Annotated in this window: 14 protein-coding genes; 9 read left to right on the forward strand and 5 right to left on the reverse strand. The window is 71.9% G+C overall.

Going from position 1 to position 19048, the window contains the following annotated elements; all coding sequences use genetic code 11:
* Positions 1-310 precede the first annotated feature (310 nt).
* On the forward strand, positions 311-3304 hold the full coding sequence (locus AB0M11_RS15125) for a bifunctional [glutamine synthetase] adenylyltransferase/[glutamine synthetase]-adenylyl-L-tyrosine phosphorylase (protein ID WP_365705314.1): 2994 nt from the start codon (positions 311-313) through the stop codon (positions 3302-3304).
* Between the two features lie 113 nt (positions 3305-3417).
* Here the strand turns inward: AB0M11_RS15125 and AB0M11_RS15130 are convergent, their stop codons facing one another.
* On the reverse strand, positions 3418-4020 hold the full coding sequence (locus AB0M11_RS15130) for a TetR/AcrR family transcriptional regulator C-terminal domain-containing protein (protein WP_365705316.1): 603 nt from the start codon (positions 4018-4020) through the stop codon (positions 3418-3420).
* Positions 4021-4199: 179 nt separating this feature from the next.
* Here AB0M11_RS15130 and AB0M11_RS15135 point away from each other — a divergent pair, with 179 nt between their 5' ends.
* Both AB0M11_RS15135 and AB0M11_RS15140 read left to right on the forward strand, forming a co-directional pair.
* Positions 4200-5651, forward strand: coding sequence for an APC family permease (locus tag AB0M11_RS15135; protein WP_365705318.1), 1452 nt, complete (start codon positions 4200-4202; stop codon positions 5649-5651).
* Positions 5652-5680: 29 nt separating this feature from the next.
* Entirely contained in the window at positions 5681-7258 is a 1578-nt protein-coding gene (locus AB0M11_RS15140; RefSeq protein ID WP_365705320.1) for an amidohydrolase, read from the forward strand.
* A gap of 323 nt (positions 7259-7581) precedes the next feature.
* On the opposite strand, the gene AB0M11_RS15145 is transcribed toward AB0M11_RS15140, so the two are convergent.
* Both AB0M11_RS15145 and AB0M11_RS15150 read right to left on the reverse strand, forming a co-directional pair.
* Positions 7582-8439, reverse strand: coding sequence for a phosphatase PAP2 family protein (locus AB0M11_RS15145; protein WP_365705322.1), 858 nt, complete (start codon positions 8437-8439; stop codon positions 7582-7584).
* 82 nt (positions 8440-8521) lie between these two features.
* Positions 8522-9544: a LacI family DNA-binding transcriptional regulator gene (locus AB0M11_RS15150; protein ID WP_365705324.1), complete on the reverse strand. Its 1023-nt coding sequence runs from the start codon at positions 9542-9544 to the stop codon at positions 8522-8524.
* A 383-nt stretch (positions 9545-9927) separates the two neighbouring features.
* Here AB0M11_RS15150 and AB0M11_RS15155 point away from each other — a divergent pair, with 383 nt between their 5' ends.
* From AB0M11_RS15155 to AB0M11_RS15175, 5 genes are all read left to right on the forward strand, one after another.
* Positions 9928-11202 carry an extracellular solute-binding protein gene (locus AB0M11_RS15155; RefSeq protein ID WP_365705326.1) on the forward strand — a complete coding sequence of 425 codons (1275 nt, stop codon included), beginning with the start codon at positions 9928-9930 and terminating at the stop codon, positions 11200-11202.
* 99 nt (positions 11203-11301) lie between these two features.
* The gene (locus AB0M11_RS15160) at positions 11302-12306 is read left to right on the forward strand and encodes a sugar ABC transporter permease (RefSeq protein WP_365705328.1); all 1005 of its coding nucleotides are present in this window, start codon (positions 11302-11304) and stop codon (positions 12304-12306) included.
* Positions 12307-12319: 13 nt separating this feature from the next.
* Positions 12320-13231 carry a carbohydrate ABC transporter permease gene (locus tag AB0M11_RS15165; RefSeq protein WP_365705330.1) on the forward strand — a complete coding sequence of 304 codons (912 nt, stop codon included), beginning with the start codon at positions 12320-12322 and terminating at the stop codon, positions 13229-13231.
* Positions 13232-13436: 205 nt separating this feature from the next.
* The gene (locus AB0M11_RS15170; protein WP_365705436.1) at positions 13437-15101 is read left to right on the forward strand and encodes a glycoside hydrolase family 13 protein; all 1665 of its coding nucleotides are present in this window, start codon (positions 13437-13439) and stop codon (positions 15099-15101) included.
* A 151-nt stretch (positions 15102-15252) separates the two neighbouring features.
* Entirely contained in the window at positions 15253-16626 is a 1374-nt protein-coding gene (locus tag AB0M11_RS15175) for an alpha-amylase family protein (protein WP_365705332.1), read from the forward strand.
* Here the strand turns inward: AB0M11_RS15175 and AB0M11_RS15180 are convergent.
* Positions 16602-17468, reverse strand: a complete 867-nt coding sequence (locus AB0M11_RS15180) for a helix-turn-helix transcriptional regulator (RefSeq protein WP_365705334.1) — start codon at positions 17466-17468, stop codon at positions 16602-16604. The two genes, AB0M11_RS15175 and AB0M11_RS15180, sit on opposite strands and share 25 nt — an antisense overlap.
* Positions 17469-17554: 86 nt before the next feature.
* Here AB0M11_RS15180 and AB0M11_RS15185 point away from each other — a divergent pair, with 86 nt between their 5' ends.
* Entirely contained in the window at positions 17555-18331 is a 777-nt protein-coding gene (locus tag AB0M11_RS15185) for a glucose 1-dehydrogenase (protein WP_365705336.1), read from the forward strand.
* 28 nt (positions 18332-18359) lie between these two features.
* Here the strand turns inward: AB0M11_RS15185 and AB0M11_RS15190 are convergent, their stop codons facing one another.
* Positions 18360-18959, reverse strand: coding sequence for a DUF4232 domain-containing protein (locus AB0M11_RS15190; RefSeq protein WP_365705338.1), 600 nt, complete (start codon positions 18957-18959; stop codon positions 18360-18362).
* Positions 18960-19048: the final 89 nt, after the last annotated feature.

Here is a 19048-nt window from a genome sequence, read left to right on the forward strand (position 1 = left end):
TGTGGCGGGAGTCGGCTGGTGGCGGAAGCAGATCGTGCGGCGGTAGTCGGCTGGTGACGGGAGCCGACCCTGTGGCGGGAGTCGGTCGTGCGGCGAGAGTCGGTCGTGCGGCGGCAGCCGGATGTGCGGGCGAAGGCGACCGTGTGGTGGCAGCCGGGCGTGTGGCGGGAGTCGGCTGGTGGCGGAAGCAGGGCGTGTGGCGGGAGTCGGCTGGTGGTGTGGTGGAAGGCGGTTGCGTGGGCGAAGCCGGTTGGGGCTGGGGCGGTTAGGCTCGTCTGGCCAGCACCGTGATCCACAGGGGAGGCCGCAGATGACGCCGGGGCGCAGGAGCAGTACCTTCACGCGACTGCTGCGGCACGGCTTCACCGATGCCTCCGCCGCCGAGCGCCTGCTGGACAGCGTCGAACTGGCCGCCGTACGCGACGACCCGGTGCTCCTCGAAGCCCTGGGCGCCACCGCCGACCCCGACCTCGCCCTGCACGGACTGGTACGGCTCCTGGAGGCCCAGCCGGGCCCCACCGCCCGCCGCGAGCTGCTCGACACCCTGATAGCGGCCAAGCCGCTGCGCGACCGCCTGCTGGGCGTCCTCGGCGCCTCCGCCGCCCTCGCCGACCACCTCGCCCGGCACCCGCGCGACTGGGAGGCCCTGGTCACCTACGAGCCCCGCGACCTGCACCCCGGCGTCGCCGAGTTCGAGCGGGGCCTCGCCGAGGCCACCGACCCGGTCTCGCTCCGGGTCGCCTACCGGCGCTGCCTGCTCTCCATCGCCGCCCGGGACGTGTGCGGGACGACCGGCGTCGCCGAGACCGCGGCCGAACTCGCCGACCTGGCCACCGCCACCCTGCGTGCCGCCCTCGCCCTCGCCGAGGCCGCCGCGCCCGCGGACGCCGCCGCCTGCCGGCTCGCGGTGATCGCCATGGGCAAGTGCGGCGGCCACGAGCTGAACTACGTCTCCGACGTCGACGTCATCTTCGTCGGCGAGGCCGCGGACGGCGCCGACGAGAGCAAGGCCCTCAGGTCCGCCACCAAGCTCGCCTCGCACATGATGCGGATCTGCTCCGAGACCACGGTGGAGGGGTCGATCTGGCCCGTCGACGCCAACCTCCGCCCCGAGGGCCGCAACGGCCCCCTCGTGCGCACCCTCAGCAGCCACCTCGCCTACTACCAGCGGTGGGCCAAGACCTGGGAGTTCCAGGCCCTGCTCAAGGCCCGCCCGGTCGCCGGCGACCTCGACCTGGGCCAGGAGTACGTCGCCGCCCTGGACCCCCTGGTCTGGCAGGCCGCCGAGCGCGAGAACTTCGTCGCCGACGTGCAGAAGATGCGCCGGCGCGTGGTGGAGAACATCCCGGCCGCCGAGATCGACCGCGAGCTGAAGCTCGGCCCCGGCGGCCTGCGCGACGTCGAGTTCGCCGTCCAGCTGCTGCAGCTGGTGCACGGCCGGGCCGACGCCTCGCTGCGCAGCGGCACGACCCTGGACGCCCTCCAGGCGCTCGCCGCCGGCGGCTACGTGGGGCGCGCCGACGCCGTCCAGCTCGACGAGGCCTACCGCTTCCTGCGCTCCATGGAACACCGCATCCAGCTCTACCGGCTGCGCCGCACCCACCTGGTCCCCGAGGACGAGGCCGACCTGCGCCGCCTCGGCCGTTCGCTGGGCCTGCGCACCGACCCGGTGACCGAGCTGACCCGCGAGTGGAAGCAGCACACCGGCGTCGTACGGCGCCTGCACGAGAAGCTCTTCTACCGTCCGCTGCTCGACGCCGTCGCCCAGCTCGCCCCCGGCGAGACCCGGCTGAGCGCCGAGGCGGCCCGCGAACGCCTGGAGGCCCTCGGCTACGCCGACCCCGCCGCCGCCCTGCGCCACCTGGAGGCGCTCGCCTCCGGCGTCACCCGCAAGGCCGCCATCCAGCGCACCCTGCTGCCGGTCCTGCTGGGCTGGTTCGCCGACTCCGCCGACCCGGACGCGGGCCTGCTGAACTTCCGCAAGGTCTCCGACGCCCTCGGCAAGACCCCCTGGTACCTGCGGCTGCTGCGGGACGAGGGCGCCGCCGCGGAGAACCTCGCGCGCGTGCTGTCCGCCGGCCGCCTCGCCCCCGACCTGCTGATGCGCGCCCCGGAGGCGGTCGCCCTGCTGGGCGACGGCGACGGGAGCGGCCTGGAGCCGCGCGGCCGCGCCCAGCTGGAGCAGGAGATCCTCGCCGCCGTGGGCCGCGCCGACAACGCCGAGGACGGCGTGCGGGCGGCCCGCGGCGTGCGCCGCCGTGAGCTGTTCCGGACGGCCGCCGCCGACATCGTGGACTCCTACGGCACCGAGGCCAAGCCCGTCGAGGCCGACCAGGGCGCCCTGGTCGACCGGGTCGGCGCCGCCGTCTCCGACCTGACGGCGGCGACCCTGGCGGGAACCCTGCGCGCGGTGGTCAGGGACGGCTGGGGTGACACCCTGCCGACCCGTTTCGCGGTGATCGGCATGGGCCGGTTCGGGGGGCACGAGCTGGGCTACGGCTCCGATGCCGACGTCGTGTTCGTGCACGAGCCGCAGGACGGCGTGGCCGAGCGGGAGGCCGCCGGCGCGGCCAACAAGGTCGTCGCGGAGATGCGCCGGCTGCTCCAGATCCCCAGCGCCGACCCGCCGTTGCTCATCGACGCGGACCTGCGCCCCGAGGGCAAGTCCGGGCCGCTGGTGCGCACGCTGAAGTCCTACGAGGCGTACTACCGGCGCTGGTCGCTGGGGTGGGAGTCGCAGGCCCTGCTGCGCGCCGAACCCGTCGCCGGGGACGAGGAGCTGGGGCGCCGGTTCATCGAGCTGGTCGACCCGCTGCGCTACCCGGCGCGGGGGCTCGGCGAGGACGCGGTGCGCGAGATCCGGCGGCTGAAGGCCCGGATGGAGTCCGAGCGACTGCCGCGCGGCGCCGACCCGAAGCTGCACACCAAGCTGGGGCCGGGCGGGCTGTCCGACGTGGAGTGGACCGTGCAGCTGCTGCAGCTGCGGCACGCATGGGCCGAGCCGGGGCTGCGGACCACCCGGACCCGGGCCGCGCTGGCCGCCGCGGCGGCGGCGGGGCTGCTGGGGGCCGAGGAGGCCGCGATCCTGGACGAGGCGTGGGTGCTGGCGACGCGGGTGCGGAACGCCGTGATGCTGGTGCGGGGGCGGGCCGGTGACACGTTCCCCTCGGAGAGCCGGGAGCTGGCCGCCGTCGGGCGGTACCTGGGGTACGGGGACGGGCATGCGGGGGACATGCTGGACGCGTACCGGCGGACCGCGCGTCGGGCTCGCGGGGTGGTGGAGGAGCTCTTCTACGGGGCGTAAGGGGGTGGATTCGGGGCGGTCGCGGTCGCTGTCTCGTTCCGGGTGCGGCCCCGGTCGGCGTCGCTCGCGCCGTTCCCCGCGCCCCCCGAAGGGGCGCGTCCAGGCCACGCCGGTCAGGACAGCAGCGTTCGCGCGTGGTTCATGAGGCCCGTCAGGCCTGCCTCGAAGGCCTGGTCCGCCCGGCTGTCCCCCACCGCGGCCAGGACCTCCGCCAGGTGCGGGGTGGGGGTCTCGGCCGTCAGTTCCCACATCGCCTCCGGGGCCGCCAGGTCCAGTGCCGAGCCGAGGACCAGGTTCTCCAGGGCGACCAGCAGCGGCATCACGTCCGCCGGGGCGAACCCCGCCGCGAGCAGCAGCGTGACCGCGCGCTCGTACTGCTCCAGGACCCGGGGCGCGCGCACCGGTGAGGTCATCAGCAGCGGGATCGTCCTCGGGTGCGCGGCGAACGCGGCCCGGTAGGAGCGGGCCCAGCGCTCCAGCGCGGTGTCCCAGGGGGTCAGGTCCAGGGTCGCCGGGTCGATCGCGGCGGTGACCCGCTCGCGCAGCAGTTCGACGATGCCCTCCCGGCCGTCCACATGGTGGTACAGCGAACCGGCCTGCGCACCGAGCCGCCTCGCGATCTGGGGGACGGTGAAGTCGCCCTGCTCGTCGACGAGTTGCAGCGCCGTCGTGGTGATCCGCTCCCGGTCGAGGAGCGGGGTGCGCGGCCGTCCCATGCGTGTGTTCTCCCCCGTGGGTGTGAAACGGGTCTTCCCGGATGTCCAGGAGGAGGCTACATTGCCAAAACCGAAAGCCTTTAGATTTACGGGTCCGGGGCAGCTCCTGCCCTGGTAGCGCCGGTCATCCCGCACGCCCGGAACCCTCCCGTCCGTCGCGCTCGAAGGGCTCCCCCTCCATGTCCGTCACCGCTCGCGAGGAGAGCACGCCACCCGCCGTGGCGACCCTCCGCTCCGGTTCGCTCGGCACCGCCGACATCGCCTTCTTCGTCATCTCCGCCGCCGCCCCGCTCACCGTGATGGCCGGCGTGGCCCCGCTCGCCGTCCTGCTCGGCGGCATCGGCGCCCCGGCCGGCTACCTCGTCGCCGGCATCACCCTCGCCGTCTTCGCCGTCGGCTTCACCACCATGAGCCGGCACGTGAAGAGCGGCGGCGCCTTCTACGCGTACATCACCCGCGGCCTCGGCCGCCCCGTCGGCATCGGCGCCGCGCTGCTCGCGCTGATCGGCTACAACGGCATGGAGATCGGCGTCTACGGCCTGCTCGGCAGCGCGGGGCGGGACACCGCGAAGGCCCTCTTCGGCGTCGACGCACCCTGGCTGCCGATCGCCCTCGCCGGACTGCTCCTCATCGGCTACGGCGGGTACCGCTCCATCGAGTTCGGCGCCAAGCTGCTCGGCGTGCTGCTGGTCGCCGAGACCGGCATCCTCGTGCTGCTCGCCGGCGGAGTGCTGGTCAGGGGCGGTGCGCACGGCCTGTCCGGCGCCTCCTTCGCACCGGGCCACGTGTTCGTCTCCGGCACGGCGGTCGTCCTGGCCTTCGCCTTCGCCGCCTTCACCGGCTTCGAGTCGACCGTCATCTACCGGCGCGAGGCCCGCCGACCCGAGCGGACGGTACCGCGCGCCACCTACGTGGCCGTCGCGTTCCTCGGCCTCTTCTACGCCTTCTGCGTGTGGATCGTCATCCAGGCCTTCGGCAACGACGAGGTCGTCGCGGCGGCAGCCAAGGACCCCGGCGGCCTGTTCTTCTCCGCCATCACCACCTATGTCGGCGGCTGGGCGGCCGACCTGATGCACGTCTTCATCGTGACCAGCATCATCGCCTCGCTCCTCGCCTTCCACAACGCGATCAACCGGTACGCCCTCGCGCTCGCCGAGGAGGGCGTCCTGCCGAAGCCGCTGGGCACGATCCATCCGCGGCACCGCTCCCCGTACATGGCCGGTCTCGCCCAGACCGTCCTCGGCCTGCTGCTCGTCCTCGGGTTCTGGGCGGCCGGCGCCGACCCCTACAACCAGCTGCTGCTGTGGGTCAACACCCCGGGAATGATCGGCCTGTTCGTCCTCCAGCTGCTCGCCGCGATCGCCGTGCCCTGCTACTTCCGCCGGGTGCGGCACGACGAGGGCACGCTGCGGACCGTTCTCGCCCCGACGGTCGCCGCCGTCCTGCTCGCCACCGCCATAGGGCTCGTCATCACCCACATCGACCTGTTCACCGGCGCGTCGAGCACGGTGAACACGCTGCTGATCCTCATCGCGCCCGCCGTCTTCGTGGCCGGCCTCGGCCTCGCGTGGTGGCTGCGCCGCGAGCGGCCCGCGGTGTACGCGGACTTCGCGGCCGAGCCGGCCGAATAACCAGACCGAACAAGGGAGTTCACCGCACCATGACCGCCAGCCCCGACCTGATCCTGACCGGCGCCGAGGTCCGCACCCTCGACCCCGCCCGGCCGTTCGCCACCGCCGTCGCCGTACGCGACGGGCTGATCGCCGCCGTCGGCGACGAACGGGACGTACGGGAGTGGCGGGGGCCGGGCACCGAGGTCGAGTCACTGCACGGCGCGCACCTGGTGCCCGGCCTGGTGGACGCGCACAGCCACCCGGTGTGGGGGCTGGACATGGCAACCGGGACCGACCTGTCGCAGGTGACCGACCTGCCGGGGCTGCGGGCGGCGCTCGCCGGTGCCGCCCGGACCGACGGCTGGGTGATCGGCTTCGGCCTCGACCACAACGCGTTCGAGGGCGGGGCCGTCCACCGCGCCCTCGTCGAGGACGTCCTCGACGGCGCACCGGCCTTCCTCCGCCTGTACGACGGCCACTCCGCGCTCGCCACCGGCCCGGCGCTCGCCGCGGCGGGCATCACCGGGCGCCGGTCCTTCGCCCAGCGCGCGGAGGTGGTCTGCGATCCCGAAGGGCGGCCCACCGGGCACCTGATCGAGCACGCGGCGGTGCAGCTGGTCGAGCGGATCGCGCCCCGCCTCTCCGCCGCGGACCGCCGGGCACGGCTGGTGGACCTGCTCGCCGCGATGGCCGCCACCGGGCTGACCGGGGCGCACGTCATGGACGCCGGGGACGCCGAGCTGGTCGGGGCGGTGGCCGCGGAGACCGTCCTGCCGCTGCGGCTGCGCTTCGCGCCCTGGTGCATGCCGGGGGTCGACGAGGCCGGGCTGAAGGAACTGGTGGCCGCGCAGGGCCGGGGCGGGCGGCACTGGGTGGTCGACGGGGTCAAGTTCTTCATGGACGGCACCGTGGAAGGAGGCACGGCCTGGCTGGAGCACGCGGACTGCCACGGCCGGGGGACGGAGGCGTTCTGGCCCGACCCGGACGCGTATGCCGCCGCCGTACGCCGGCTGCACGCGGCCGGCGTACGGACGGCCACGCACGCCATCGGGGACGCGGCGGTACGGCATGTGCTGGACGTGGTGGAGGGGCTGGGCGCGGGCGCCGCGGGCCGGCACCGCGTCGAGCACATCGAGACGGCGCCGGACGACCTCCTGCCGCGGTTCGCGCGGCTGGGGGTGGCCGCGTCGATGCAGCCGCCGCACACCGCGTACACCCGGGCGGACGGTACCGACGAGTGGTCCCGCCGGCTGGGCCCGGCCCGCGCCGGACACGCCTGGCGGCTGCGCGACCTCCGCGACGCGGGCGCGACGGTCGCCCTCGGCTCGGACTGGCCCATCGCCCACTACGACGCCCGCGCGGTCCTGGCCACGGCCCGCGCCCCACGCGGCGCGGCGTCGTCCCGGCAGGGCCTCAGCGGCCTTGAGGCCCTGGAGGGCTGCACGACCCACGCGGCGCGTGCGGCGGGGGAGGCGGCCGTCGCGGGCCGCATCGCGGTGGGCCACCGCGCCGACCTGACGGCGTTCGCCCTGGACCCCGTCGAGTCCCCGGCGGACGAACTGACAGAGGCACCGGTCCGGCTGACGATGACCGGGGGCCATGTGGTCCATCGGGGAGAGCGGTAGGCGCCCGGGTGGGTCGAGCGGGGTCCGGCACCGCCGGTCACCGCCGTCGTGGCCGGGCGCCGTCGCGGCGGGCGAAGGGGAGCGGCGGCTGTTCCGGGGCGGACGTGGCTGTGGGGCGGACGTGGCCGTGGGGCGGGGGTGGTCCGGGCGCGTCGGTTGCTCTTGGGCCGACGGCTCCGTCTCTCTTTTCTCCGCCGCATTTCTCCGCCGCGGCGGCGCTCAGCCACCGCGGCGGAGGTCGGCCACCGCGGCGGAGGTCGGCGGTGCCGAACGGCCGTGCGCCCCGGACCCGAGCCGGTCCCGGTCGCCCGCAGGGCGCCGCCTCAGCTGCCCGCAGCGCGCCGCAGCAAGGTCGTCCCCGTCGGCTGCCGGGGCAGGGTGTGCGGGAGGGCTCCGTACCAGAGGCGGGCCACCAGGAAGCCGAAGGCCAGGCACAGGGCGCCGCCCACCGCGTCGAGCCAGAAGTGGTTGGCGGTGGCGACGATGACCAGCAGGGTCGCCGCGGGGTAGAGGAGGCCGAGGAGCCGGACCCAGGGGACCGAGGCCAGGGCGAAGATCGTCAGGCCGCACCACAGGGACCAGCCGATGTGCATGGACGGCATCGCGGCGTACTGGTTGGACATGTGCTTGAGGTCGCCGGAGGCCATCGAGCCCCAGGTGTGGTGGACCGTCACCGTGTCGACGAAGTCGCCGCCGGTCATCAGGCGGGGCGGGGCGAGCGGGAACAGGTAGTAGCCGAGCAGGGCCACCCCGGTGGTGGCGAAGAGGGCCAGGCGGGCCGCCGCGTAGCGGCCGGGATGGCTGCGGTAGAGCCAGACCAGCACGCCCAGCGTCACCACGAAGTGCAGCGTCGCGTAGTAGTAGTTCATGCCGATGATCAGCCAAGTCACCGAGTTCACGGCGTGGTTGACCGACTCCTCGACGGCGATCCCGAGGTGGTGCTCGACCCTCCAGAGCCAGTCGGCGTTGCGCAGCGCCTGCGCCTTCTGTTCCGGCACCGCGTTGCGGACCAGCGAGTAGGTCCAGTAACTCACCGCGATCAGCAGGATCTCGAACCAGAGCCGGGGCGGGCGCGGCGTCCGCAGCCGCCGTAGGTACCCCTGCCCTTCCTCGCCCGTGACGGTTCGCGGAAGGGCCTGTTGTGCGCGACCTTCCGACTCTGTCACGGTCGAGTCACTCATAGGCACAGAGTCTGCCAGAAAAGACGTCTTCGACAGATCATCCCAAGGTCGGGTTCACGGTGCATGTCCTACGGCGTGGCGACTACTTCCCAGGTACTGCCGCCGTGGAACCGCGTACCACCAATTCCGGCATGAAAACGAACTCGCTGTGCGGGGCCGGGGTGCCGCCGATCTCCTCCAGCAGGGTGCGCACCGCGGCCTGGCCCATCGCCGGTACCGGCTTGCGGATGGTGGTGAGCGGCGGATCGGTGAACGCGATCAGCGGGGAGTCGTCGAAGCCGACCACCGAGACGTCCCGGGGGACGTCGAGCCCGCGCTGGCGTGCCGCCCGTATCGCGCCGAGCGCCATCATGTCGCTGGCGCAGACGATCGCCGTGCAGTTCCGGTCGATGAGCGCCGTGGTGGCGGCCTGGCCGCCCTCCAGGGTGTAGAGGGAGTGCTGGACCAGCTCGGACTCGATGGTGGCCGCCGGCAGGCCAGACTGGTCCTGCATCGCCCGCACGAACCCCTCGATCTTGCGCTGCACGGGGACGAACCGCTTGGGACCGAGGGCGAGCCCGATCCGGGTGTGGCCCAGGGAGGCGAGGTGGGTGACGGCCAGCGTCATGGCGGCCCGGTCGTCGGGGGAGATGAACGGCGCCTGCACCTTCGGCGAGAAACCGTCCACCAGCACGTACGGCACGCCCTGCGCCCGCAGCCGCTCGTAGCGCTGCATGTCGGCCGTCGTGTCCGCGTGCAGCCCCGAGACGTAGATGATGCCGGCGACCCCGCGGTCCACCAGCATCTCGGTCAGCTCGTCCTCCGTGGACCCGCCGGGGGTCTGGGTGGCGAGCACGGGGGTGTAGCCCTGCCGGGTCAACGCCTGCCCGATGACCTGCGCCAGGGCCGGGAATATGGGGTTCTCCAGCTCGGGGGTGATCAGTCCCACCAGGCCCTCGCTGCGCTGCCGCAGCCGCACCGGACGCTCGTACCCGAGGACGTCCAGGGCGGCGAGCACGGACTGGCGGGTGGTGGCGGCGACGCCCGGCTTCCCGTTCAGGACCCGGCTCACCGTCGCCTCGCTCACCCCCGCCTGCGCTGCGATGTCGGCAAGCCGTGTGGTCACGGCACTGGACTGTACCGGCCGTATGTCCCCTTGCACACCGATCGGGCGCCTGATGCGGCCTGGGGGGCGGCCCGCTGTGGGCTGCTGCGTCATCGCACTCCCTAGTGAAACGTGACGGCAAGAGCTTGCAGAGTCTTGCACAAACGGCCGCCCCGGCGCTCTACCGCCGTAAACAAGCGTCTCATGGCGGTCGCCGACAGGTCACGCCCGGGTAACGTCGGAGATCTCTTGCACTTTTTTGCTGCAAGGTCTTTCGCAAGGCTTACATCGCTGTTACGTTCCCTGACGCCCGGCCGCCGCAGCAACGGCGCAGTCGGCACGACAGCGGGACGGCGGACGGGACCGCCCCCGCATCACTCGGGCTTAACCCTCAAGGAGAACTCATGCGGCGTGGCATAGCGGCCTCCGCGCTGGTGGCGTCCCTCGCCCTCACGGCGACGGCGTGCGGCGGGAGCGACAGCGACAGCAAGTCGGACGGCCCGGTCACCATCACCTGGTGGGACACCTCCAACGCCACCAACGAGTCGCCGACGTACAAGGCCTTGGTCAAGCAGTTCGAAGCCGCGAACAAGGACATCAAGGTCAACTACGTCGACGTCCAGTTCGACCAGGCGCAGAACAAGTTCGACACGGCCGCCCAGTCCGGCAAGGGCGCCCCCGACGTGCTGCGCTCCGAGGTCGGCTGGACCCCCGCCTTCGCCAAGGCCGGCTACTTCGTGCCGCTGGACGGCACCGCCGCGCTCGCCGACAAGGACAAGTTCCAGTCCAGCCTGATCACCCAGGCCCAGTACGAGGGCAAGACCTACGGCGTCCCGCTGGTCACCGACACCCTCGCGCTCGTCTACAACAAGGCGCTGTTCAAGAAGGCCGGCATCACCGCCGCCCCCGCCAACTGGGACGAGGTCAGGGCCGACGCCGCCAAGATCCAGGCCAAGACCGGCACCACCGGCTACTGGGGCCCCGAGGCCGCGTACTACACGCAGCCCTTCCTCTACGGCGAGGGCACCGACATGGTCGACGCCTCCGCCAAGAAGATCACCATCACCTCGGCGGCGGCCAAGAAGGGCTACCAGACCTGGCTGGACCTCTACTCCGGCAAGGGCCTGCACAAGGCGGACGTCACCGCCGACGCCTACGCCCACCGCCAGGACGCCTTCGTCAACGGCAAGGTCGCCATGACCATCGAGGGCCCCTGGGAGATCACGAACTTCTACAAGGGCTCCGCGTTCAGCGACAAGTCCAACCTCGGCATCGCCACCGTCCCGGCCGGCTCCACCGGCAAGGCGGGCGCCCCGACCGGCGGCCACAACCTGTCGATCTACGCCGGCATCGACAAGGCCCACCAGGCCGCGGCCGAGAAGTTCGTCGCCTTCATGACCTCCGCGAAGACCCAGACGGAGATCGCCCTGAAGAACTCCACCCTGCCGACCCGCTCCGACGCCTACACCGCCGCGGTCAAGGCCGACCCGGGCATCGCCGGCTACCAGGCCGTCCTCTCCTCCGCCCAGCCGCGCCCCGCGCTCGCCGAGTACTCCTCCCTGTGGGGCCCGGTCGGCACCGAGCTGACCAAGATCGCCGGCGGCAAGGAGTCCCTGGACAAGGGCCTGAGCACCGCCGAACTCGGGATCGAGAAGCTCGTCCCCGACTTCAGCAAGTAAGCCCGCGCGGCCGCCGGAGCGCCCTGTTCAGGGGGGAGCGCTCCGGCGGCCTGCGGCCTGTGCCCAGCCCCATCCCGGAAGAACCAGAAGGTGTCACCCATGACAGTCGCCATCGACCGCGCGACCGGCCAGCGCCACGGTGACCGCGCGCCCCGCCCCGGGCTGGGCCAGCGGCTGAAGAACAGCTACCAGAAGTACTGGTACGCCTACGCGATGATCGCCCCCGTGGCCGTCGTCCTCGGGGCGCTCGTCATCTACCCGTTGGTGTACGGCTTCTACCTGACGCTGACGGACGCCAACAGCCTCAACACCGCCCGCACCATCGGCGTCAACCACATCGACGCCACGTACAAGTTCATCGGCCTGGACAACTACAAGGACATCCTGTTCGGCCCGACGTCCTACGACCGCTTCTGGTCCCACTTCCTCTGGACGATCGTCTGGACCGCGCTCTGCGTCACCCTGCACTACACGATCGGCCTCGGCCTCGCCCTGCTCCTCAACGAGAAGTTCCGCGGCCGCACCTTCTACCGCATGGTCCTGGTGCTGCCCTGGGCGGTCCCCACCTTCGTCACCGTCTTCGGCTGGCGGTTCATGCTCGCCGACGGCGGCATCATCAACAGCGCCCTGCACTTCCTCCATCTGCCGCAACCCGCCTGGCTGGAGGACACCTTCTGGCAGCGGGCCGCGGCGATCCTCGTCAACACCTGGTGCGGTGTGCCGTTCATGATGCTCTCGCTGCTCGGCGGCCTCCAGGCCATCGACGGCACGCTCTACGAGGCCGCCGAGATGGACGGCGCCAGCTCCTGGCAGCGCTTCCGGTACGTCACCCTTCCGGGTCTGAGGTCCGTCAGCTCCACCGTCGTCCTGCTCGGCATCATCTGGACGTTCAACCAGTTCGCCGTCATCTTCCTGCTCTTCGGCGACACCGCTCCCGACGCGCAGATCCTGGTCACCTGGGCGTACTACCTCGGCTTCGGACAGCAGCCGCGTGACTTCGCGCAGTCCGCCGCCTACGGCATGCTGCTGCTGGCCATCCTGATCGTCTTCACCTCCTTCTACCGCCGCTGGCTGAGCCGCAACGACCAGCAGCTCGCGATCTGAGGCAGGAGTTCCCATGAGCACGACCACTGTCCAGACCTCCGCCCAGGTCGCCGAGGAGACCCCCGTGACCAGCAGCCCGCGCCGCGTCCGCGGCCGCGGCGAGCGCTCCCCGCTCGCCACCACCGTCACCCACGGCATCCTGGGTGTCGCGAGCATCGTCGCGTTCTTCCCGGTCGGCTGGCTGATCTTCCTCTCGCTCGGCCCGGACAAGGACGACTACCTGCATCCGAGCGGCATCTGGCACAAGATGACGCTGGACAACTACTCGTTCGTCCTCCAGCACACCGGGTTCTGGGACTGGTTCAGGACGACGATGATCGTCGTCGGCGGTACCACCGTCATCGGCCTGATCCTCGCCGCCACCACCGGCTACGCGGTCTCCCGCATGCGCTTCCCCGGCTACCGCAAGTTCATGTGGCTGCTGCTGGTGACCCAGATGTTCCCGATCGCCGTGCTGATCGTGCCGATGTACCAGATCATGTCGCAGCTCGGCCTCATCGACAGCTACCTCGGCCTGATCCTCGTCTACTGCACCACGGTCGTGCCGTACACGGCCTGGCTGCTCAAGGGGTACTTCGACACGATCCCCTTCGAGATCGACGAGGCCGGCCGCGTCGACGGGCTGTCGCCGTTCGGCACGTTCGGCCGGCTGATCCTGCCGCTCGCCAAGCCCGGCCTCGCGGTCGCCGCGTTCTACAACTTCCTCACCGCCTTCGGGGAGGTCGCGTTCGCGTCGACGTTCATGCTCAGCGACGACAAGTACACGTTCGCGGTGGGGTTGCAGAGCTTCATCAGTGAGCACGACGCGCAGCGGAACCTGATGACGGCGACGGCTGTGCTGATCGCGATACCGGTGGCGGTGTTCTTCTACCTTGTGCAGAAGAACCTGGTGACCGGGCTTACAGCCGGCGGCACGAAGGGGTAACGCCGGTTGCCGAAAGAGCTGCTTCGGCCGTCGTGCTTGTGCGGCGCCGTCGTGGCTGGTCGCGCAGTTCCCCGCGCCCCTTCGGGGCGCTGCCCCTCGGGCGCGGGTTGGCGGTCGTGGTCTCCATCCGACCCCGCTGTGACCACGGCCGCCTCTACATCCACCCTCTGACCCGATGACCGTGTTACGACGCATCAAGGACGCCATGAGCCAGCAGCACTCCGCCGCCGACCCGGCCCCGGCCACCACGACCATCGCCCGTCGCCGTGACTGGTGGCGGGACGCGGTGATCTACCAGGTCTATCCGCGCAGCTTCGCCGACAGCAACGGCGACGGGATGGGGGACCTGGAGGGCGTGCGGTCCAGACTCCCGTACCTGCGTGACCTCGGTGTCGACGCCGTGTGGCTCAGCCCGTTCTACGCCTCCCCGCAGGCCGACGCCGGCTACGACGTCGCCGACTACCGGGCCGTGGACCCCATGTTCGGCAACCTGCTGGACGCCGACGCGCTGATCCGGGACGCCCACGGACTGGGGCTGCGGATCATCGTCGACCTGGTGCCCAACCACTCCTCGGACCAGCACGAGTGGTTCAAGCGGGCGCTGGCGGAGGGCCCCGGCTCGCCCGCGCGCGACCGCTACCACTTCCGTCCCGGAAAGGGCGAGAACGGCGAACTCCCGCCCAACGACTGGGAGTCCATCTTCGGCGGGCCGGCCTGGACGCGGGTGGCCGACGGGGAGTGGTACCTCCACCTCTTCGCCCCGGAGCAGCCCGACTTCAACTGGGACCACCCGGCCGTCGGCGACGAGTTCCGTTCCATCCTGCGGTTCTGGCTGGACATGGGCGTGGACGGCTTCCGCATCGACGTCGCCCACGGACTGGTGAAGGCGGAGGGGCTGCCGGACATCGGCGGCGCGGAACAACTGAAGCTGCTGGGCAACGATGTCATGCCGTTCTTCGACCAGGACGGCGTCCACGAGGTCTACCGGCAGTGGCGGCGGGTGCTGGACGAGTACGCCGGTGAGCGGATTTTCGTCGCCGAGGCCTGGACGCCGACCGTCGAGCGCACCGCGAACTACGTCCGGCCGGACGAGCTGCACCAGGCGTTCAACTTCCAGTACCTGAGCACGGAGTGGGACGCCGCCGAACTCCGCAAGGTCATCGACCGCACCCTGGAGGCGATGCGCCCGGTCGGCGCCCCCGCCACCTGGGTGCTGTCCAACCACGACGTCACCCGGCACGCCACCCGCTTCGCCAACCCGCCGGGCCTCGGCACCCAGATCCGGCTGGCCGGTGACCGGGAGCTGGGCCTGCGCCGGGCGCGGGCGGCCACCCTGCTGATGCTGGCGCTGCCCGGTTCCGCCTACGTCTACCAGGGCGAGGAACTCGGCCTTCCCGACGTGGTGGACCTCCCCGACGAGGTCCGCCAGGACCCCGCGTACTTCCGCGGCGCGGGCCAGGACGGCTTCCGCGACGGCTGCCGGGTGCCGATCCCGTGGACGCGGGAGGGTTCGTCCTACGGCTTCGGGGCCGGCGGCAGCTGGCTGCCGCAGCCCGCGACTTGGGGCGAGCTGAGCGTGGAGGCGCAGACCGGGGTCGCCGGTTCCACCCTGGAGCTGTACCGCGGCGCGCTGCGCGTCCGCCGTGAGCACGCCGACCTCGGCGCGGGCGACACGGTGGAGTGGCTGCGTGCCCCGGAGGGCGTACTCGCCTTCCGGCGCGGCGAGTTCGTGTGCGTCGCGAACACGAGCGGGGAGTCGGTGACGACGCCGGCGTACGGCCGGGTGCTGCTCGCCAGCGGTGAGCTGACGGAGGCGGACGGCGAGGCGAAGCTGCCCGCCGACACGACGGTGTGGTGGACCACCGCCTGACGGACCGTCACACGGTAACTTCTTGCGGCAACTTCACCGGGCCCGCTACCCAACTGGGTGGCGGGCCCTTAACATCTGCGCAACCGCAAGGTTTCAGCAACATTTCTGCAAGAGTCTCAGCATGAGCCTTCAACGGCGAAGGAACCCCCACATGGCACGTAAGACCCTCTCCGCCGCACTGGCGCTGGCCGCCTGTAGCGTTGTCATGACCCCGTCCATCGCGTCGGCCTCCCCGCCCGGCACCAAGGACGTCACCGCCGTCCTCTTCGAGTGGAACTACGGCTCCGTCGCCAAGGAGTGCACCAGCACCCTCGGCCCCGCGGGCTACGGATACGTCCAGGTCTCCCCGCCCGCCGAGCACATACAGGGCCCGCAGTGGTGGACGTCGTACCAGCCGGTGTCGTACAAGATCGCGGGCCGGCTCGGCGACCGCACCTCCTTCCAGAACATGGTGAACACCTGCCACGCGGCCGGGGTGAAGGTGGTCGTCGACTCCGTCGTCAACCACATGTCGGCGGGCAGCGGCACCGGCACCGGCGGCTCGTCGTACACGAAGTACACCTACCCCGGTCTGTACTCCTCCTACGACTTCGACGACTGCACCTCGCCCGTCTCGAACTACGCCGACCGCTGGAACGTCCAGCACTGCGAACTCGTCGGCCTGGCCGACCTGGACACCGGCGAGGAGTACGTCCGCAAGACCATCGCCGGCTACCTGAACGACCTGCTGAGCCTCGGTGTCGACGGCTTCCGCATCGACGCCGCCAAGCACATACCGGCCGAGGACCTCGCCAACATCAAGAGCCGGCTGACCAACCCGTCCGTGTACTGGAAGCAGGAGGTCATCTACGGCGCGGGCGAGGCCGTCCAGCCCACCGAGTACACCGGCAACGGGGACGTCCAGGAGTTCCGGTACGCCTACGACCTCAAGCGGGTCTTCAACGACGAGAACCTCGCCTACCTCAAGAACTACGGCGAGGGCTGGGGCTACCTGAGCAGCTCGGTCGCCGGTGTCTTCGTCGACAACCACGACACCGAGCGCAACGGCTCCACGCTGAACTACAAGGACGGCGCCACCTACACGCTCGCCAACGTCTTCATGCTCGCCTACCCGTACGGCGCCCCGGACATCAACTCCGGCTACGAGTGGTCGGACGCCGACGCCGGTCCGCCGGACAACGGGGTCGTGAACGCCTGCTGGCAGGACGGCTGGAAGTGCCAGCACGCCTGGCCGGAGATCATCCGCATGGTCGCCTTCCGGAACGCGGTGCGCGGCACGGCGGTCACGAACTGGTGGGACGACGGCGCCGACGCGATCGCCTTCGGCCGGGGCGCGAAGGGCTACGTCGCCATCAACCACGAGACGGGCTCGCTGACCCGCACCTACCAGACGTCGCTGCCGGCCGGGACGTACTGCAACGTGCAGGCGAACACGCCGGTGACGGTCAATGCGAGCGGCCAGTTCACCGCCACCCTGGCCTCGAACACCGCCCTCGCGGTCTACGCCGGGAAGTCCGCCTGCTGAGGAGCCATCCGCTGCGTCCCGATCACCGACAGCAGCCGCAGCGCCTCCTCGGACCGTGACCCCGGGGTGGCGGTGTAGATCACGACCTGCTGGTCCCGGTCGGTGATGTCCAGGGCGTCGCAGTTGACGGTGACCGGGCCCACCACCGGATGCCGGAACGTCTTGACCAGGGTCGGCTCGGCGGACACGTCGTGCGACTCCCACAGCCGCCGGAAGTCCCCGCTCCCGGCGAGGAGTTCGGCCACCAGACCGGTCACCTCGGGCGAGTCGGGGTACCGGCCGGCCGTGGCCCGCAGACGCTGCGCCGAGAGCCGGGCGAAGGCGTCCACGTCCGACACCCCGTACAGTCTGCTGCCCGCCGGGCGCGGGGTGAGGAAGGCGCGGCGCATCAGGTTGCGGTCGCGCGGGGGCAGCGCGGAGAAGTCCTCCATCAGGGCGGCCGCCAGATCGTTCCAGGCCAGCACCTCGAAGGTCGCGGAGATCACGAACGCGGCGGCCTGCGGCAGCCTGCGCAGCAGGTCGAGCAGACTCTGCCGCACCGCACGCGGGGGCCCCGGCGGCGGCCCCGGCGGCGCCCCCGCCAAGTGGTGCAGATGGGTGCGCTCGGCATCGGACAGCCGCAGCGCCCGCGTCAGCCCGCCGAGCACCTCACGCGACGGGCGCGGCCCCCGGGCCTGCTCAAGGCGCGTGTAGTACTCCGTCGAGATGAACGCCAGCTGCGCCACCTCCTCGCGCCGCAGCCCGGGAGTACGACGCCGCGGGCCACGGGGCAGCCCCACCTCGGCGGGGGAGATCCGCTCACGCCGGCTGCGCAGGAAAGCGGCGAGTTCTTGCCTGTCCACGCGTCCAGTGTGCGTCGCCCGCCCGGCCCCAGCCAGGTACCGTCCGTGCCTGGCTGCGGCCCGCGCCCGGACGCAGGCTCGACGCCATGGACAACACAGTGAACACCGGCCTGCTGGCCGGCAAGGTCGCCTTCGTCAGCGGCGCAGGACGCGGGATCGGCGCGGCGGCGGCCCGGCTCTTCGCCCGCGAGGGCGCCCGGGTACTGCTGGCGGCCCGCACGGAGGACCAGCTCAAGACGGTGGCCGAGGAGATCCGCGCGGCCGGCGGCACCGCCGACCACGTGGTCTGCGACCTGGCCGACGCGGCGAGCGTCCGTGCTGCCGTCGACCGCACCGTGGAGGTCTACGGCCGCCTCGACGTCGCCTTCAACAACGGTGCGATCGGCCAGCGGCCCGGCCCCGTGGACGAACTCCCCGAGGCCGAGTTCGACGACCTGACCGCCGTCAACCTCAAGGGCGTCTGGCTGGCCATGACCGCCGAGGTCGCCGCCATCCGCGCCACCGCGGGCACCGGCGCCATCGTCAACAACTCCTCCGTCGGCAGCCTGCGCGCCAACCCCGTCCTGCCGGTCTACGGCGCCCTGAAGCGCGCCGTCAACAGCCTCACCGAGTCGGCCGCCGTCACGTACGGCCCCGAGGGCATCCGCGTCAACGCCGTCGCCCCCGGCGGCACGCTCACCGAGATGATCCGCGGCTGGGAGGCGGCCACCCCCGGCGTCATGGACCACATCAGGGCCGTGTCGCCCCTGCGCCGCATGGCCGCCCCCGAGGAGATCGCCGAGGCCGCCGCATGGCTCCTGAGCGACCGGGCCTCCTTCGTCTCAGGCGCGATTCTGCAGGTGGACGGCGGGGCCGGGGCGTAGGCGCAGCCGCCGTCCGGGACACGGCAGATCAGTCGCTGACGTCGATGTGCCGGGCCAGCGCGGTGACGGAGAGGTCGCCGTGGTCGACCCACTGGGGGAAGGCCAGCGTCTTGTGCTTGGTCGAGGCGGGCGGGGTGATCTCCAGGTAGGAGGCGTGCACCGCGCCCGAGGTGCCGGTGTTGGCGTGCGTCCAGGCGACGACGGCCTCGGCGCTCTGGCCGTCCCTGAGGACCAGGGTCTTCTTGCCCGGGTCCTTGGCGTACCAGGTGTCGCCCCAGTGCGTGTGGGTCGTGATCGCCTTGTGCCTGGAGTTCTCCAGGCCCAGGCCCGGGTAGCCGCGCAGCGCACAGGTCTTCCCGCTGAGGTTGCGCAGCCTGATGACCACCCCCTGGTGGTTCATGCCGCCGGCGAGCCCTTGGCCGAAGGTGGCCTTGAGCGCGGCGGCGGAGCAGGTGGGCGTGGTCCTGGCGGTAATCGTGCCGCTCGCGCTCGCGGCCTCGGCGGTACCGGCGGCGGCGAGCCCCAGGGCGGCGACGGCCGCGGCGGCGAGCACCGTACGGCCGAGCCCGCGGCCGGTGCGGTCCGGGGTGGTGGTGGACAGGTCGGTGGTCTTCCGGTGTGCCTTCACGGTGACAGTGCTCCACTCGCGCTCCGAGGCGCGGGGGGGGGGGGGGGGGGGCGGCCCCCGGGGGGGGGGGGGGCGGAGACGAGTAGAGG

Source organism: Streptomyces sp. NPDC051987, assembly GCF_040680735.1.
In the GTDB taxonomy this organism is placed as follows: domain Bacteria; phylum Actinomycetota; class Actinomycetes; order Streptomycetales; family Streptomycetaceae; genus Streptomyces.

What these genes read in the sequence shown, in the direction of transcription:
- AB0M11_RS15125 (WP_365705314.1), top strand. Translation starts at nt 311, where the DNA reads ATGACGCCGGGGCGCAGGAGCAGTACCTTCACGCGACTGCTGCGGCAC.
- AB0M11_RS15130 (WP_365705316.1), bottom strand. Translation starts at nt 4,020, where the DNA reads ATGGGACGGCCGCGCACCCCGCTCCTCGACCGGGAGCGGATCACCACG.
- AB0M11_RS15135 (WP_365705318.1), top strand. Translation starts at nt 4,200, where the DNA reads ATGTCCGTCACCGCTCGCGAGGAGAGCACGCCACCCGCCGTGGCGACC.
- AB0M11_RS15140 (WP_365705320.1), top strand. Translation starts at nt 5,681, where the DNA reads ATGACCGCCAGCCCCGACCTGATCCTGACCGGCGCCGAGGTCCGCACC.
- AB0M11_RS15145 (WP_365705322.1), bottom strand. Translation starts at nt 8,439, where the DNA reads ATGAGTGACTCGACCGTGACAGAGTCGGAAGGTCGCGCACAACAGGCC.
- AB0M11_RS15155 (WP_365705326.1), top strand. Translation starts at nt 9,928, where the DNA reads ATGCGGCGTGGCATAGCGGCCTCCGCGCTGGTGGCGTCCCTCGCCCTC.
- AB0M11_RS15160 (WP_365705328.1), top strand. Translation starts at nt 11,302, where the DNA reads ATGACAGTCGCCATCGACCGCGCGACCGGCCAGCGCCACGGTGACCGC.
- AB0M11_RS15165 (WP_365705330.1), top strand. Translation starts at nt 12,320, where the DNA reads ATGAGCACGACCACTGTCCAGACCTCCGCCCAGGTCGCCGAGGAGACC.
- AB0M11_RS15170 (WP_365705436.1), top strand. Translation starts at nt 13,437, where the DNA reads ATGAGCCAGCAGCACTCCGCCGCCGACCCGGCCCCGGCCACCACGACC.
- AB0M11_RS15175 (WP_365705332.1), top strand. Translation starts at nt 15,253, where the DNA reads ATGGCACGTAAGACCCTCTCCGCCGCACTGGCGCTGGCCGCCTGTAGC.
- AB0M11_RS15185 (WP_365705336.1), top strand. Translation starts at nt 17,555, where the DNA reads ATGGACAACACAGTGAACACCGGCCTGCTGGCCGGCAAGGTCGCCTTC.